The following is a 14803-nucleotide window of genomic DNA, read 5'->3' as shown; positions in this document are numbered from 1 at the left end:
GAGGGAGAAGGGGGCCGAGCCGCCGCGCAAGGGCTGAAGGCGCCTCAGGTCGTCCGCCGCGCAGGCCGGGGGCGCGCGTGGCGGGGGAGAGTTCGCCCGGGCGTTAGTGGACGTTAACCGAGGCGTCGATGGCCGCGCGGGCCATGGCGTGCAGCAGGGGGCGCATCGCCTGGGCGGGAAGCTCGCCCGCGCTGTGCGGGGTCGAGTTGAGCAGGCCGAAGACGGCGTGCGTGGCGGCGCGCAGCCGCGGCGGCGGGCACAGGGGGTGCAGTTCGGCCAGCACCGTCACCCACTCCTCGACGTAGAGCCGCTGCAGCCGCCTGATCTGCCGCCGCTCCTGCTCGGGGACGTTGCCCAGCTCCCTGTCGTGCACGGTGATCAGCGCGGGCTGCTCGAGCGCGAACGTGATCTGGACGTTGAGCAGCGCGTCGAGCGTCTCGGCCGGCCCGCTCGCGGACGTGACGACGGCCACGGCCGACTCGCGCAGCCGGGAGCTGATGTCGAGCAGCATCTCGGCCAGCAGCGCGTCCTTGCCGCTGAAGTGCCGGTAGAGGGCGGGGCCTGAGACGCCGACCGCGCCGCCGATGTCCTCGATCGAGACCCCGTGGAAGCCGCGTGCGGCGAAGAGCCCGGCGGCGGCCTCGAGAATCTCCGTGCGCCGGTTGCGATTGCGGGTAGATGTCCGCGGGGTCATCACGTCTCACATGGTAGACGGTTTCGTTAATGATGACTAACATCTCGCTCAGAACGAGAGGGGACACATGAGCGACTGGCCGGTGCTGAAGTCGGCCGCCGACCCTGCCGGTGAGGGCTTCAAGCGCAACGCCGAGCTGAACGAGCGCCTGGCGGCGGAGCTGCGTGAACGCCTGGCCGTGGCAGCGCTGGGCGGCCCCGAACGGTCGCGGCAGCGGCACGTGTCGCGGGGCAAGCTGCTCCCGCGCGACCGCGTCGACAGCCTGCTCGACCCCGGCTCGCGGTTCCTGGAGCTGTCGCCGCTCGCCGCCCACGGCCTCTACGACGACCAGGCGCCCGCCGCCGGGATCATCACCGGCGTCGGCCGGGTCGCCGGGCGCGAGTGCGTGATCGTGGCCAACGACGCCACCGTCAAGGGCGGCACGTACTACCCCATGACGGTCAAGAAGCACCTGCGCGCGCAGGAGGTGGCCCTGCACAACCGGCTGCCGTGCGTCTACCTCGTCGACTCGGGCGGCGCGTTCCTCCCCAAGCAGGACGAGGTCTTCCCCGACCGCGAGCACTTCGGGCGCATCTTCTACAACCAGGCGACCATGTCCGCGCGGGGCATCCCGCAGATCGCCGCTGTCCTCGGCTCCTGCACGGCGGGTGGCGCGTACGTGCCGGCCATGAGCGACGAGGCCGTCATCGTCCGCGGCCAGGGCACGATCTTCCTCGGCGGCCCGCCGCTGGTGAAGGCGGCCACCGGCGAGGAGGTCAGCGCCGAGGAGCTCGGCGGCGGCGAGCTGCACGCGCGGGTCAGCGGCGTCACCGACCACCTGGCGGAGGACGACGCGCACGCGCTGGCCATCGTCCGTGACATCGTCTCCACGCTGGCGCCCCGCCCGCCGCGGCCCTGGGAGAGCGTGCGGCCCGAGGAGCCCGGGCTCGACCCGCGCGACCTCTACGGGCTCGTCCCCGCCGACACCCGCCAGCCCTACGACGTGCGCGAGGTGATCGCCCGGCTGGTCGACGGCTCGCGCTTCCTGGAGTTCAAGGCCGAGTACGGCCCGACCCTGGTCACCGGGTTCGCCCACCTGCACGGGCATCCGGTCGGGATCGTCGCCAACAACGGCATCCTGTTCAGCGAGTCGGCGATGAAGGGCGCGCACTTCATCGAGCTGTGCGACCAGAGGCGGATCCCGTTGGTGTTCCTGCAGAACATCAGCGGCTTCATGGTCGGCAAGGCGTACGAGGCGGGCGGCATCGCCAAGCACGGCGCCAAGATGGTCACGGCCGTCTCGTGCGCGCGGGTGCCCAAGTTCACGGTGGTGATCGGCGGCTCGTTCGGCGCGGGCAACTACGCGATGGCCGGACGCGCCTACTCGCCCAGGTTCCTGTGGATGTGGCCGAACGCCCGCATCTCGGTCATGGGCGGCGAGCAGGCGGCGAACGTCCTGACCACGGTGGGCAGCGCCGACGCCGACGCGATCAGGGCCCAGTACGAGCACCAGGGCAACCCCTACTACTCCACCGCCAGGCTCTGGGACGACGGCGTGATCGACCCGCTCGACACCCGTACCGTCCTGGGACTGGCGCTCTCCGCGGCGGCCAACGCCCCGCTCGAACCCGTCGGCTACGGCGTCTTCCGGATGTGATCGCGCTCATGGAACACTCGCCACACCCTCTCGCGGTGTTCGACCGCGTGCTCATCGCGAACCGCGGTGAGATCGCCGTCCGGATCATCCGGACGTTGCGCGCCCTCGGCATCACCTCGGTGGCCGTGCACACCCCCTCGGACGCGGGCGCCAGGCACGTCCTGGAAGCCGACATCGCCCTCCAGATCCCGAAATATCTGGACATTGAGGCGATCATCGCGGCCGCCCAGGAGACGGGCGCCGGGGCCGTCCATCCCGGTTACGGCTTCCTGGCGGAGAACGCCGCCTTCGCCCGCCGCTGCGCCGAGGCCGGCGTCGCCTTCGTCGGCCCGCCGCCGCAGGCCATCGAGGCGATGGGCGACAAGATCCGCGCCAAGGCCACCGTGTCGGCCGCCGGGGTTCCCGTCGTTCCCGGTGGTGCCGAGCCGGGCGACGACCTGGCGTCCTGGCGCGACTTCCCGGCCCTGATCAAGCCGTCGGCGGGCGGGGGCGGCAAGGGCATGATCCTCGTCCGGTCCGCCGCCGAGCTGCCCGACGCCCTCGAGTCCGCCCGCCGCACGGCCGCCGCGGCCTTCGGCGACGGGACCCTGCTGATCGAGCGGTACGTCGAGAACCCGCGGCACATCGAGATCCAGATCCTCGCCGACACCCACGGCACGGTCGTCCACCTGGGTGAACGCGAGTGCAGCCTGCAACGCCGCCACCAGAAGATCATCGAGGAGGCGCCCTCGCCCTTCCTCACCGCCGAGACCCGCGCCGCGATGGGCGCCGCGGCGGTGGAGGCCGCCAGGGCCGTGGGCTACACCGGCGCGGGCACGGTCGAGTTCATCGTCGACGGCACGACCGGCGCGTACCACTTCATGGAGATGAACACCCGCCTCCAGGTGGAGCACCCGGTGACGGAGCTGGTGACGGGCCTGGATCTGGTGGAACTGCAGCTCCGCGTGGCCGCGGGCGAGGCTCTCCCGCTCACCCAGGCCGACGTGCGCCTCACCGGCCACGCCGTGGAGGCCCGCGTCTACGCCGAGGACCCGGCCCGCGGCTTCCTCCCCACCGGCGGACCCGTCCTCGCCCTCCGTGAACCCGCCGACGGCCCGCCGCCCGGATCCCGCGCACAGTCGCCGTCCGACGAGCGCGCCGGGTACGGCCTGCCCGTCGTGCGGGTCGACTCGGGGCTCGTCGAGGGAGGCGTCGTGGGCAGCGAGTTCGACCCGATGCTGTCCAAGGTGATCGCCTGGGCCCCCGACCGCGACACCGCGCTGCGGACGCTCGACCGGGCCCTCGCCGCCACCGTGATCCTCGGCGTCACCACCAACGTCCCGTTCCTGCGGGCGCTCGCCGCGCACCCCGTCGTGCGGGCGGGCGAGCTGGACACCGGGCTCGTCGAGCGCGTCCTGCCCGAGCTGGTGCCCGCGTCCGAGACGCCGTCCGACGTGCTCGCCGCCGCGGCCCTGGCCTTCCACGCGATGCCCCAGGGGGCCGACCCGTGGGAGATCACGGACGGCTGGCGGGCCGGCGAGCCCGCGTGGACCACCTGGCGGCTGGAGTCCCGCGACGGCGTGCACGCGATCGCCGTCAGGGGCCTGCCCCACCGCTCGGCCGAGGTGCGGGTGGACGGACGGGCCGTCCCCGCGCGGATCCGCCAGGGCGACGGTGAGCTGTCCGTCACCCTCGACGGCCGCACCCGGCACTACGCCCTGGCCCGCAGGGACGACACCCTCTGGCTCGGCAGCGGCGGCCAGGCCTGGCCCTTCACCAGGCACAAGATCGGCGACCCCGGCGACCGTCCCGGCGCGGCGGGCGCGGCCGACGGCGTGGTCAGGAGCCCGATGCCCGGCACCGTCCTGGTCGTCAAGGCGCAGCCGGGCGAGCGGGTCAGCGAGGGCCAGCCCCTCGTCATCGTGGAGGCCATGAAGATGGAGCACACCGTGACCGCCCCCCGCGACGGGCTGGTCACCGAGCTGCCCGTCCAGGCGGGCCAGCCGGTCGACATGGACGCCGTCCTGGCGGTCGTCAGTGCCGTGGACAGCGGGCAGGAGGCGTGATGCGCTACCCGATGGACGGACTCCCGCAGCGGGTCACGATCTACGAGGTCGGCCCGCGCGACGGCCTGCAGAACGAGCCGGTGACCGTCCCGGTCGAGGTCAAGGCCGAGTTCATCGACCGCCTGGCCGACGCGGGCCACCGGGTGATCGAGGCGACGAGCTTCGTCCACCCGAAATGGGTGCCACAGCTCGCCGACGCCGAGGAACTGCTCACCAGGCTCGACAGGAAGCCCGGGGTCCGCTACCCGGTGCTGGTCCCGAACGAGCGCGGCCTCGACAGGGCGCTGGAGCACGGCGTGGCCGAGATCGCCGTCTTCGCCAGCGCCACCGAGACGTTCGCCGCCAAGAACCTCAACCGCGGCCTGGAGAGCCAGTTCGAGATGTTCGAGCCGGTCGTGGCCAGGGCGCTGGACAGCGGGGTCAGGGTCCGCGCGTACGTGTCGATGTGCTTCGGCGACCCGTGGGAGGGGCCGACGCCGATCTCGCAGGTCGTCACGGTCGGCAGGCGGCTGCTCGCCCTCGGCTGCTACGAGCTGTCGCTGGGCGACACGATCGGCGTCGGCACGCCCGGTCACGTGGCCGCGCTCATCGACGCGTTCGGCGGGCCCGAAAGGCTGGCCGTCCACTTCCACGACACCTACGGGCAGGCGCTCGGCAACACGCTGGCCGCGCTCAGAGCCGGCGTGACCGTCGTGGACGCCTCGACGGGCGGCATCGGCGGCTGCCCCTATGCCGAGTCCGCCACCGGCAACCTCGCCACCGAGGACCTCGTCTGGATGCTGCAGGGGCTCGGCATCGAGACCGGCCTCGACCTGGACAAGCTCGTGACCACCAGCACCTGGCTGGCCGGGAGGCTGGGCCGTCCCAGCCCCTCGCGCGTCGTCCAGGCCCTCTCGAAAGGTTGACACCCCATGCTGAGCGACGAGTACGAAGAGCTGCGCAAGACCGTCGAGGCGTTCGCCCGCGACGTCGTGGCCCCCGTGATCGGCGACTACTACGAGCGCGAGGCGTTCCCGTACGACATCGTCCGGCAGATGGGCGCGATGGGCCTGTTCGGGCTGCCGATCCCCGAGGAGTACGGCGGCATGGGCGGTGACTACTTCGCGCTCTGCCTGGCGCTGGAGGAGCTGGCCCGCGTCGACTCCAGCGTGTCGATCACGCTGGAGGCCGCGGTGTCGCTGGGCGCGATGCCGATCTTCCGGTTCGGCACGTCCGAGCAGAAGGCCGCCTGGCTGCCCCGGCTGGCCAGCGGCGAGATGCTGGGCGCGTTCGGCCTGACGGAGCCGGGTGGCGGCTCGGACGTCCCCGGCGGCATGCGCACCACCGCCGTGCTCGACGGCGGGGAGTGGGTGATCAACGGCACCAAGGCGTTCATCACGAACTCGGGCACCGACATCACCGGCGTGGTGGGCGTCGCGGCCCTCACCGGCGAGCGGGAGATCTCCACCATCCTGGTGCCCAGCGGCACCCCCGGGTTCACCGTGTCGAAGAAGTACTCCAAGGTCGGCTGGAACGCGTCCGACACGCGCGAGCTGTCGTTCTCCGACTGCCGGGTGCCCGCCGAGAACCTCCTGGGCGAGCGCGGACGCGGCTACGCGCAGTTCCTGCAGACCCTCGACGAGGGGCGCATCGCGATCGCCGCGCTCAGCGTGGGCCTGGCCCAGGGGTGCGTCGACGAGTGCCTCAAGTACGTCAGGGAAAGGAAGGCGTTCGGCCACCCGATCGGCCACTACCAGGCCATCCAGTTCAAGATCGCCGACATGGAGGCCCGCGTCCACACCGCCCGCCTGGCCTACTACCACGCGGCGGAGAAGATGCTGGCGGACGTCCCGTTCAAGAAGGAGGCGGCGATCGCCAAGCTGGTCGCGTCCAACGCCGCCATGGACAACTCCCGCGACGCCACCCAGATCTTCGGCGGGTACGGCTTCATGAACGAGTTCCCCGTCGGCCGCTTCTACCGCGACGCCAAGATCCTGGAGATCGGCGAGGGCACCAGCGAGGTGCAGCGCATGCTCATCGCCCGCCAGCTCGGCCTGCGCGACCTCTGACCTGCGCAGATCAGTAGCGGAGCCGTCAACGACCGCGGGCAGGCGGAAGGGTCCACGTCACCGTGCGTGTCAACTGCCCGCGGGTGGTGTACGACCTGGCCCAGCCGAGCTCCTCGAAACGGCCGTTCTCCTGGTTCGTCCACCCGGTCTTGACGCCGTTGTCGTCGTACTTGTTGAAGTTGTACCGGTCGTGGGCGTGGATGGTGATGTCCATGGTCGCCTGGTTCCCGTCGATCCGGACGTTCCCGCTGCCCCAGATGGAGTGGCGGCCCAGGGCGCCGCGCCAGTTGTCCGTCTCCACCCCGGCCTTGAGCGGCTGGCCGGTCATCTGGAACTCCTGCCGGCCGCTCTCCCTGGAGAGCCGCTCGGCCTGCTCCTGCGCCTGGCGGATCGCCCTGTCGACCGACTCGCGGACGGACTTGTCCTCCTTGTACGCCTTGTCGTAGTCGACCTCGAAGTCGGTTCCGGAGCCGTCCAGATAGTGCTTGAGCGCGGCGGCGGCGTCGTCCCAGCCCGGCATCGCCTCCTCGCCGTGCGCGAGGCCACGCCACTTGTACCAGTTCGCGTAGTCCGCCGCCGTGGGCTTCGCATCGGGGTCGAACAGCCAGGGATCGTCGAAGGTGATCCCGGGCTCCTGGGGAGGGCCGATGCGGTACTCCCCGTTGAACGGGACGCCCTTCGGCGGGTTCGGCGGGCCGTGCGGGTGGCGCACCGGCCGTTCCTCGTCCAGGAAGGTGACGCCCTCGGCCGCCGCCAGCACGCCGGCGGGCCCGAGTGCCCGGCGAAACAGCGAGGTCTTCGCCGCCGCGGCGAACATGGGCGGCTTGGCGCCGAGCAGGCGGCGCAGGCGGGTCTCCACAGCCCGGATCAGGGTGCGGCCGAAGTAGCGCTCAAGCTTGCGGCGCAGGGTCGCCACGGCCCGTCTAGCGAAGCCCCGCATGATCCCGACGGTGGCGCGCGCTCGCACGGCGGCGAGCCCCCCGGAGATCGCCGCCGTGGCCAGCGCCCAGGCCAGGGCGATGAACACGTACGTCGCGAGCAGCCTCAGGAGCACCTTGACGATCTCGATGAGCCGGGCGGCCAGGTCGTGGGCGTCGGCCAGGGCGTGCAGGGAGGCCGCCAGGCCGTCCAGGTGCCCGGAGTCCGGCTCGTTGTACTGCACCCAGTGCGTCTGGACCGCGTCGATGTGGTCACCGGCGTTGTTCGTGGCGGCGTGCGCGACCGCGCCGTTCGCCGCGGGGTGCACCTCGCTCTGCAGCGAGGTGGCGCAGGCACGGTACGCGGCCGCGCACGTACGCAGCCCGTCCTCGTCCTCTGGCAGCCACTCCACGCCGAGCAGGCGGAACGCCGGCTCCAGGTGGGCCGGGAGGGTCACCGCCATCCGCTACGGCTCCTCCGGCCGGATGGCGTCGACCGCGTCCTCGGCGGCGGCCATACGCCCGCGCAGGTCGTCGGCCATCGCCTCGATGGCCGAGCCGGTGGCGTGGAGGTTGCCGTGCATCGTCCCGCAGGCGTGCTGGACCAGGTCGTTGAGCTGGTCGACGGCCGCACCCAGGGCGGTGCCTCCCCACGCCGCCCCGCCGCTGCCCCCCACGGTCAGGAGCAGGCTGTCGGCGTGGCGTCTGAACAGAGCGGCGGAGTCCTTCATGTGTCGTCCCGCGCCGCTCAGCACCGCATGGTCGAAGACAAGCTCCCGGCCCAACAGTCAACCTCATCCAGACACAGGGGCACCTTTGGGCCCCTTTTGTACCACTCTAGTATTGAGCGACGTACGTCGTCCGTACAACTGACGCGCGGCCGCTTCCCCCGGTGACCTCTAGCCGCCCGCGCCGAGCTTGGCGATCACCGCCTTGGCCACCTCCACGGCGCCCTTGGTGAGGTGGCCTGACGGGTCCTCGGTCACCCGGCGCTGGTAGGTGACCTGGATGACGGCGTTGCTGACGCGGGCTCCGACCGTGGCGACGGTCGGACCCGCGTTGTCGGGTTCCAGCGTGTAGAGCGTGCTCCACGACTCCTCGCCGACGCCGGCCGGACTCCACTGCCTGGCGAGCAGGACGGAGTCCTGACGCTGGGCGAGGAGCTGCTGCTGCGCCGCGGCCAGGTCGCCGGGCAGCACCCGCACCGACACCTTGAGCGCGAACTGGACGTTGCCCGGCAGCGCGGCCGCGGGGTCCAGCGTCCGCCACTCGCACTCGTCCGCCCTGATCTGCGACTTGTCGGGAAAGAGGGTGAGCTTCCGCACGAGGTCGTCGCCGACGGCCGTGCACGGGTCGACGGCCTGCGAGTAGGCCGGAGTCCCGGTCGGCGCGGGGTCGCTCGGGGTGGGGGCGCTGGAGGCGGGCTGCTCGCTGGGCGTCTCCACGGGCGCCACACTGTGCGAAGGCCGCTCGGTCACGGCGACGGCCGCCGCCCTCTCCGGCACACGCGTGAGCAGGAACAGGACGGTGAACAGCATCGCCACCACCGCGGCCGCGGCCCCGGCCAGCATCACGGGCGTCACCAGCAGCCCCGGCCGCGACTGCTGCGTGGGGACGGCGTCCGGCATCCTCAGGGTCGGGACGTCTCGCCGGTAGTCGTTCATCGAAGCTCCTTGCGCGTGCGGGCCCCGGTCTCCGGGCATGGGGAGGAGGTCACGTCGCCTTCCTGAGGGTGTCGGCGACCGCGCGGGCGGCCCGGTCGGCGGTGGCGCGGAGTCGGGGGGTCACCTTCGTCCGTTCGGGAGTGCTGACCGTGATCTGCACGATGACGTTGCTGAGCCGCATCCACACGGTGACGGTCGAGGTGTGCGTGATCCCCGCCTCGGTCTCCTGGGCGACGGCCCCGTCGCCGGCGTCGACGGGCCGCGTCCGCCGGGTCGTCACGGACTCGCCGGTGCCCGCCGCCCCGTCGCGGGACCGGGTGGTCTGGGTGAGGGTGCGCCTGGCCGCCTCGACCTGGGGGAAGTGCCGGACCTTGAGGTTGATGGAGGTGGTGGTGATCCCGCCGATCGCGCCGACCGTCCAGTCGCACTCGCTCGTGTCGTAGTAGTCGGGCTGCCTGCTGTGCGAGCCGGGCAGGACCTGCTGGGCCTGCTCGGTGGTGAGCAGCTCGCACGCCTCGGGCGGTTGCGCGAACGTCCCGTCGCCCGTGGCGGCAGGTGTGGACGGCGCCGCGGTGGACGGTGCGGTGCTGGTGGGCGATGGGGTGGCGGGCGGTGCGGACGACTGGGCCACGGCGCTCGGCGACGGGGTGGCGGGCGCGCGGTTGCCGAGCAGGACGGCGCCCGAGACCCCGGCGGCCACGACGACGGCCACCGCTCCGAGCACCAGCGGCGCGCGCCCGCGTCCCGCCCTGACCGGGACCGTGGCGGGCGCGACCTCGCGCGGACGCACGGGCAGCCGCACCGCCACCGCCTGTAGGTGCGCCCTGACCTGCCGCGGGTCCGGACGGGCGGCGGGGTTCCCGTTGAGCATCGCCAGGAGCAGCCCGCCGAGCGGGCCCGCGTTGACGGGCGGCGGCGGTGGCATCGTGAGCACGGCCGCGACGATCGCCATCGGCGACTCGCGGGCGAACGGCGGCCGGCCCTCGGCGGCGGTGTAGAGGGTGGCGGCCAGCGACCACAGGTCGGCGGCCGGGCCCGCGCGCTCGCCGCGCAGGTGCTCGGGCGCGACGTAGCCGGGCGATCCGGCGACCGCGCCGTTCGCGGCGTCGGCGGACGGCATGTCGCCGGTGTGCGCGGCGATGCCGAAGTCGGTCAGGACGACCTCGCCGCCGTCGGTGATCATGACGTTGCCCGGCTTCACGTCCCTGTGCAGGATGCCGCGGCCGTGCGCGACCTCCAGCGCGTCGAGCACGCGCAGGCCGATTGTGGCGACGTGGCCGGGCGGCAGCGGGCCCTGCTCCTTGACCAGGTCGCCCAGGGACCGTCCGGCCAGCAGGTCCATGACGATCCACGGCCGGCCGTCCTCCGACAGCACGTCGTGCACGGTGATGATCGAGGGATGGCTGAGCGCGGCCGTCGCCCGCGCCTCGCGCAGCGTGTCGACCAGCGCCCGCTGCCGGTCCTCGCCCGGGGGCAGCCGCACCTCCTTGACCGCGACCTCGCGGTGCAGCACCTCGTCACGGGCCCGCCACACCGTGCCCGCGCCGCCCGCGCCGAGCGGCGAGAGGAGCTGGTAGCGTCCGGCGATCACGCGCATGCGTCAGGACGCCTTGCTGTCGAGGTTCTCGGCGAGCCACTTGGCGGCCTGGGCCGCCTTGTCGCGCAGGGCGGGGTCCTTGGCCACGTCGTGGGTGAAGCGGATGTCGCCCACCATGTTGCCGGTGCGGAACGTCGCGCTCACGGTGAACCGCTTCCCGCTGCTGCCCCTGTCCTCTTCGATCTCCCAGCCGACCGCCTCGTCGCCCGCGCCGGGAATGTCGAACACCTCGCCCTGCCTCATGCCGGAGCCGCCCCTGCCCGCGTTCTGCTCGCCCTCCTTCTTACGCCCGGCCACGTGCTCCTGCGCGAGTGTGGTCTCGTAGCCGTCGCCCTGCTGGGGATAGAAGTAGAGGGTGAGGAAGAGCGCCAGGTCCTTGCCTTTGGGGGCGATCCCGGACGTGCTCCACGAGCACTGGAACGACGGCTTGCGGGACGTGGTGATGTAGGCGCCGACGAGCTGGGTGGCCTGTTGCCGGGTGAGCAGCTGGCACGGCTTGGGTATGCGGGAGAACTTGCCCGGCGGCTGGGTGGGCGCCTGGCTGGCCACCGGCGCGGCCGTCGTGGGCGCGGCGCTGGTCGGCGGCGCGCTGGTCGGGGCCTTGCTGGGGGCGGGCTTGCTGGGGGTGGGCCTGGCCGTCGTGGCCGCCGCCGACGTCGAGCCTGCCGGTTCCGCGGACGACGACGTGACCAGGAGCAGCGTCACCGCCAGGACGAACGCCACGACCACACCCGCCGCCGACGCGAACGCCGCCACGCGCGGGACCACCCACGCCGGCGCGGGAACCCTGACCGTCGGCACCGGCTGGCCCGCGACCTGCTCCAACGCCCGGCGCAGCGTCCGCAGGTCCGGACGGCTTCCCGGGTCCTTGGCGAGCAGGCCGAGCAGGAGCGGCGCCAGCGTGCGCGCCCGCTGCGGCGGGCGCGGCGGCTCGGTCATCACCGCGCCGAGCGTGGCGATCGCGGTGTTGCGCTGGAACGGCTGGACGCCCTCGACCGCCGTGTAGACGGTCGCGCCCAGCGAGAACAGGTCCGACGGCGGCCCGGGGAGCGCGCCCTCGGTGAGGCATTCGGGCGCGGTGAACCCCGCCGTGCCGACGGGGGCGGTCGCGCCCTGCTGGGCGGCTCCGGCGGGCGCGGCGATGCCGAAGTCCGACAGCAGGATGCGGCCGTCGTCGGACAGCAGCACGTTGCCCGGCTTGACGTCCCGGTGCAGCAGGCCCTGCGCGTGCGCCGAGGCCAGCGCCGACAGCACGAACAGCCCGATCGACGCGGCCCACGCCGGCGACATCGGGCCGCCCGACTTGATGACCTGGTCGAGCGAACGCCCCCGCACCAGCTCCATGACGATCCACGGCTCGCCGCCGTCCTCGACCACGTCGTGCACGGCCACCACGGCCGGATGCCGGATCCTGGCCGCCGAGCGGGCCTCGTGCAGCGTGCGCTGCCGCAGCGCGTGCTGGTCGGCGGGGGAGAGGTTCGGCGGGAGCAGCACCTGCTTGACGGCCACCTCACGGCCGATCGCGGTGTCCTGGGCGCGCCAGACGATGCCCATGCCGCCGCGGCCGAGCTGTTCGATCAGCCGGTAGCGGCCGCCGATGAGTCGCGGTTGGTTCATGCCTCACTCCTGGCCGTTCAGTGCCCGGGCGGCCCACCGTGCGGCGTTCCTCGCCGCCTCCCGCATGGCCGCGTTGTCGCCGATCTTGCTCACGTCGACGTACTCGACCTCGACGTTCAGGTTGCTGAGCCGGAAGATCACCGTGATGTGCTCCGCCTTCCCCTGCGGGGCGGCGTACTCGTAGGTGAACGCCTCGTCGCCGATCCCCTCCAGGTCGGCGACGTTCACCCGCGGCTGGGTGACCGGCTTCTCGAGGCCGATCTCGGGCCAGCTCCAGGACATCTTGGCGGGCTGGCCCCGAAGGTTGCGGTAGTTGGCGTACTCCAGCTCGGCGTCGTCGGGCCCGCCGGCCCACTTGTCCTGAAGGTCCTGGAGGTCCATGGCCTGGACGCTGATGCCCTTGCCGCGGGCGGTCCACTCGCAGGAGTCGCCGTCGCGCCGGCCCCTGCCCACGCCGGGAGCGAGCTTGGCGACCTGGCCGGCGGTGAGCAGCCTGCACATGTCCACCGGGACGGTGAACCTGGCGGTCTGCTCGGGGCGCGGCGTGGCCGGCCGGGTGGCCTGCTGAGCCGGCTGCTGGGTGGCCTGCTGCGTGCTCTGCCGGGCGGCCGGGCTCGCCTGCTCCTCCTGCCCCGACGGACGCAGCGCGACGAACCCGACGGCCGCCGCGGCGGCCGCCACCACCCCGGCCCCGACCAGGACCGGCAGCAGCTTCCCCCGCCTCGGAGGCGGCGGGGCGAGCGCGGGGCCGCCGTCCGCGACCCGCCGCAGCAACTGCTCGGCAGCCTGCGCGACCGGCCGCTGGTACGGCTCGCGCGCCAGCATCAGCATCAGCACCGGCCCGAGGTGCCCGGCACGCTGCGGCGGCCTGGGGGGCAGGGTCAGCGCGTCACGCAGGACCGACATCGGGGACGTGCCCACGTACGGCGCCTGGCCCTCGACCGTGGCGTACAGCGTGGCGGCCAGCGACCACAGGTCCGACTCGGGGCCGCCGCGCTCGCCGCGCAGCCGTTCCGGCGCGATGTACCCGGGCGAGCCGATCAGCAGCCCAGACTCGGTGATCGTCGCCTGGTCCTCCAGGCGGGCGATGCCGAAGTCCGTCAGGATGACGCGGCCGTCGTCGCTCAGGAACACGTTCGCCGGCTTCACGTCCCGGTGCTGGATGCCGTGCGCGTGCGCCACCGACAGCGCCTCCAGCACGCGCAACCCCAGCTCGGCCGTGCGCTCGGGCGACCACGGCCCCTCGGCGGCCACCGCGTCCTTCAGGTCGCGGCCGCGGAGCAGCTCCATGACGATCCACGGCCTGCCGTCCTGCGACAGCACGTCGTGGATGGTGATGATGCCGGGATGGCGCAACTGGGCGGCCGCCATCGCCTCGCGCACGGCCCGCTGGAGCGCCTCCGCCCGCTCGGCCGGCCCGAGGGACTGCGGAAGGAGCACCTCCTTGATCGCCACCTGGCGGTCGAGCAGCTCGTCGTGGGCGAGCCAGATGGTGCCCATGCCTCCCTGGCCGAGCGCGCGCAGCACCCGATAGCGGCCTGCGATCTTCGAATCCCCCAGACCAGGCACGAGACGGAACCATAGTGTTTGCCGGTTTCGGTTCGCTATATTTCCCGGGTCAACGGGCCAAGAGCTTCCCATTTGTAATGATCGGGAGTGATCAGACATGCAGGGTCAGAGCGCGCCGCCCGTCCCTCCAGCCTCCTACTGGCCGGACGCCGGGGGCGAGCGGCCCACGACGTCCAGGGCGCCGGGGTGGGCGAAGGGCGTCATGGCCGGCGCCGCGGCGGTGGCCGTCCTGGGCGGCGGGCTCATCGCCGTGCGCAACGTCGGGCAGGAGAGCCCCCCTCCGCTCGCCCGGCCGACCTTCGAGCTGCCGTCTGCTCTGCCTTCCGCCCTTTCTTCCGCCCCGCCCTCGACGCTGCCGCCCACGTCGCTGCCGACCGAAACGGCCTCCGCGTCCGAAACGCCCACCGCGACGTCCACGTTCGCGCCGCTGAAGGCGGTGCCCGAGGTGTGCGACCTGCTCCCGGCGAGCCTGACGTCCCGGCTCGCGCCCAAGGCCGTGTCCGAGCCGGGCGTCCAGAAGGACGGGTACGGCGCCCTCAGGAAGGGCTGCGTGTGGACGCAGAAGACCAAGAACCTCAAGAACGGCCATCTGGAGCTGCGCTCCATCCACCTCGCCGTCAACGTCTGGCCCACCGTGGACGCCGCCAGGGGCGACGCCGCCTGGAACTTCGACTCGATGAAGGACATGGGCGGCACCAAGGAGGAGAACCCGGGCCTGAAGTACCTGAGCACGTACGGTCAGGTGAAGGACCTGTCGGACGTCGGGGACGAGGCGCACGCCATGTACACCTCGAACCTGAAGGGAACCACCAACGTCTGGGTCTACCTGGTCATGGGGAACACGACGGTCGACGTCCGATACTTCGGCACCGACAACAAGGGTGACGACATCCTCGCCCAGGGCAAGGACACCACCCCGGCCGCCGAGGACGTGCTCCTGAAGGGCGCCGAGGAGATCTCCCAGCAGGCGATCAAAGCGCTCACAGGCTGAACGTGATTGGACGGGCCTCACCGGA

At 72.6% G+C, this 14803-nt stretch carries 12 protein-coding genes; 5 read left to right on the top strand and 7 right to left on the bottom strand.

Features of this window, described 5'->3' with window-relative positions; genetic code table 11:
* Positions 1-103: 103 nt before the first annotated feature.
* A complete protein-coding gene (locus tag ABT294_RS31985; protein ID WP_350810074.1) occupies positions 104-694 on the bottom strand; it encodes an SACE_7040 family transcriptional regulator in 591 nt (196 codons plus the stop codon).
* A 67-nt stretch (positions 695-761) separates the two neighbouring features.
* Here ABT294_RS31985 and ABT294_RS31980 point away from each other — a divergent pair, with 67 nt between their 5' ends.
* From ABT294_RS31980 to ABT294_RS31965, 4 genes are read left to right on the top strand one after another with little or no spacing between them, the layout of a single operon-like run.
* A complete protein-coding gene (locus ABT294_RS31980; protein WP_350810024.1) occupies positions 762-2330 on the top strand; it encodes a carboxyl transferase domain-containing protein in 1569 nt (522 codons plus the stop codon).
* Between the two features lie 8 nt (positions 2331-2338).
* Entirely contained in the window at positions 2339-4375 is a 2037-nt protein-coding gene (locus tag ABT294_RS31975) for an acetyl/propionyl/methylcrotonyl-CoA carboxylase subunit alpha (protein WP_350810023.1), read from the top strand.
* Positions 4375-5280: a hydroxymethylglutaryl-CoA lyase gene (locus tag ABT294_RS31970; RefSeq protein WP_350810022.1), complete on the top strand. Its 906-nt coding sequence runs from the start codon at positions 4375-4377 to the stop codon at positions 5278-5280. The genes ABT294_RS31975 and ABT294_RS31970 overlap by 1 nt, the downstream gene beginning before the upstream one ends.
* 6 nt (positions 5281-5286) lie before the next feature.
* Positions 5287-6423 carry an acyl-CoA dehydrogenase family protein gene (locus tag ABT294_RS31965; RefSeq protein ID WP_350810021.1) on the top strand — a complete coding sequence of 379 codons (1137 nt, stop codon included), beginning with the start codon at positions 5287-5289 and terminating at the stop codon, positions 6421-6423.
* A gap of 25 nt (positions 6424-6448) precedes the next feature.
* On the opposite strand, the gene ABT294_RS31960 is transcribed toward ABT294_RS31965, so the two are convergent.
* The 6 genes from ABT294_RS31960 to ABT294_RS31935 all read right to left on the bottom strand — a co-directional run bounded on the left by ABT294_RS31960 (position 6449) and on the right by ABT294_RS31935 (position 13787).
* Entirely contained in the window at positions 6449-7804 is a 1356-nt protein-coding gene (locus tag ABT294_RS31960; protein ID WP_350810020.1) for a WXG100-like domain-containing protein, read from the bottom strand.
* Between the two features lie 3 nt (positions 7805-7807).
* On the bottom strand, positions 7808-8125 hold the full coding sequence (locus tag ABT294_RS31955) for a hypothetical protein (RefSeq protein ID WP_350810019.1): 318 nt from the start codon (positions 8123-8125) through the stop codon (positions 7808-7810).
* Between the two features lie 114 nt (positions 8126-8239).
* Positions 8240-9004 carry a DUF3558 domain-containing protein gene (locus tag ABT294_RS31950; RefSeq protein ID WP_350810018.1) on the bottom strand — a complete coding sequence of 255 codons (765 nt, stop codon included), beginning with the start codon at positions 9002-9004 and terminating at the stop codon, positions 8240-8242.
* Between the two features lie 49 nt (positions 9005-9053).
* On the bottom strand, positions 9054-10601 hold the full coding sequence (locus ABT294_RS31945; protein ID WP_350810017.1) for a serine/threonine-protein kinase: 1548 nt from the start codon (positions 10599-10601) through the stop codon (positions 9054-9056).
* Between the two features lie 3 nt (positions 10602-10604).
* A complete protein-coding gene (locus ABT294_RS31940; protein ID WP_350810016.1) occupies positions 10605-12218 on the bottom strand; it encodes a serine/threonine-protein kinase in 1614 nt (537 codons plus the stop codon).
* A 3-nt stretch (positions 12219-12221) separates the two neighbouring features.
* Complete coding sequence (locus tag ABT294_RS31935; protein ID WP_350810015.1) at positions 12222-13787, bottom strand: serine/threonine-protein kinase; 1566 nt, start codon at positions 13785-13787, stop codon at positions 12222-12224.
* A gap of 97 nt (positions 13788-13884) precedes the next feature.
* Between ABT294_RS31935 and ABT294_RS31930 the strand changes: the two genes are divergently transcribed.
* Complete coding sequence (locus ABT294_RS31930) at positions 13885-14778, top strand: hypothetical protein (protein ID WP_350810014.1); 894 nt, start codon at positions 13885-13887, stop codon at positions 14776-14778.
* Positions 14779-14803: the final 25 nt, after the last annotated feature.

Origin of the sequence: Nonomuraea sp. NPDC000554 (assembly GCF_040300065.1) — a bacterium.
In the GTDB taxonomy this organism is placed as follows: Bacteria; Actinomycetota; Actinomycetes; order Streptosporangiales; family Streptosporangiaceae; genus Nonomuraea.
The sequence above is the reverse complement of the archived record's forward strand: the minus strand, read 5'-3'. Positions and strand labels throughout refer to the sequence as shown.

Coding starts and splice junctions, on each gene's coding strand:
- ABT294_RS31945 (WP_350810017.1), bottom strand. CDS start 10,601: ATGCGCGTGATCGCCGGACGCTACCAGCTCCTCTCGCCGCTCGGCGCG.
- ABT294_RS31985 (WP_350810074.1), bottom strand. CDS start 694: ATGACCCCGCGGACATCTACCCGCAATCGCAACCGGCGCACGGAGATT.
- ABT294_RS31965 (WP_350810021.1), top strand. CDS start 5,287: ATGCTGAGCGACGAGTACGAAGAGCTGCGCAAGACCGTCGAGGCGTTC.
- ABT294_RS31940 (WP_350810016.1), bottom strand. CDS start 12,218: ATGAACCAACCGCGACTCATCGGCGGCCGCTACCGGCTGATCGAACAG.
- ABT294_RS31930 (WP_350810014.1), top strand. CDS start 13,885: ATGCAGGGTCAGAGCGCGCCGCCCGTCCCTCCAGCCTCCTACTGGCCG.
- ABT294_RS31975 (WP_350810023.1), top strand. CDS start 2,339: ATGGAACACTCGCCACACCCTCTCGCGGTGTTCGACCGCGTGCTCATC.
- ABT294_RS31970 (WP_350810022.1), top strand. CDS start 4,375: ATGCGCTACCCGATGGACGGACTCCCGCAGCGGGTCACGATCTACGAG.
- ABT294_RS31950 (WP_350810018.1), bottom strand. CDS start 9,004: ATGAACGACTACCGGCGAGACGTCCCGACCCTGAGGATGCCGGACGCC.
- ABT294_RS31980 (WP_350810024.1), top strand. CDS start 762: ATGAGCGACTGGCCGGTGCTGAAGTCGGCCGCCGACCCTGCCGGTGAG.
- ABT294_RS31960 (WP_350810020.1), bottom strand. CDS start 7,804: ATGGCGGTGACCCTCCCGGCCCACCTGGAGCCGGCGTTCCGCCTGCTC.